Annotated in this window: 1 protein-coding gene; it reads left to right on the plus strand. The window is 35.4% G+C overall.

Translation table 11 applies throughout. The features are described 5' to 3' along the window. Positions 1–244: 244 nt before the first annotated feature. On the plus strand, positions 245–786 hold a 542-nt coding region (locus tag AB4496_RS26910; protein ID WP_372132968.1), incomplete at its 3' end, for an MBOAT family O-acyltransferase.

The raw sequence follows: 786 nt of genomic DNA on the forward strand, positions 1-786 counted from the left end.
ATGCGATCTTAGAACCGCGTTTCATTCTGGTGGTTGATTTAGAGATCGTCCGAGAACGTTTATATACAAAAAATTAAAGACGTACAGCTCAAGTAGTGTATCATTCCCAGTTCGATTATCACCTTGTAACGTCCCTATGCTATTCAGTTCTATAAATTTCATATTCATCTTTTTACCCATCTGCTTTTGTATATATTTCATACTAGCAAAGTATCGACTATATACTTGTGCGAAGATGTGGTTAGTGGTTGCTAGTCTTATATTTTATGCTAGATGGGAGCCATCCTACCTTCCCATAATTCTCGGCTCGTTGGCATTCAACTTTGCTTTAGGAAGTCATCTAATCAAGAAAGATAAAGGCATTAAAAAGTCGTCTCTTTTGGCTTTTGGAGTGATAACAAACATAGCTTTACTTGGCTACTTTAAGTACACCAACTTTATTATTGGGAATGTGAATTTATTATTATCCCAGCCATTGGAAAATACTAACATCGCTCTTCCACTCGCTATTAGTTTTTTCACATTTCAGCAAATAGCGTACTTAGTTGACAGCTACAGAAAAGAAACTAAAGAATATGACCTCTTGAACTACTCGCTATTTGTGACTTTTTTCCCACAATTAATTGCGGGTCCGATAGTTCATCATAAAGAAATGATGCCGCAATTTAATTCAAAATGGAATCTTGCTCCTAGAAGAAAAAACATCTCGCTTGGTTTATTTATATTTTCTATCGGCTTATTTAAGAAAATTGCCATAGCTGATACATTTTCTATATGGGCTGATGC

The organism is Vibrio sp. 10N.222.46.A1 (genome assembly GCF_041473595.1).
Lineage (GTDB): Bacteria > Pseudomonadota > Gammaproteobacteria > Enterobacterales > Vibrionaceae > Vibrio > Vibrio tasmaniensis_A.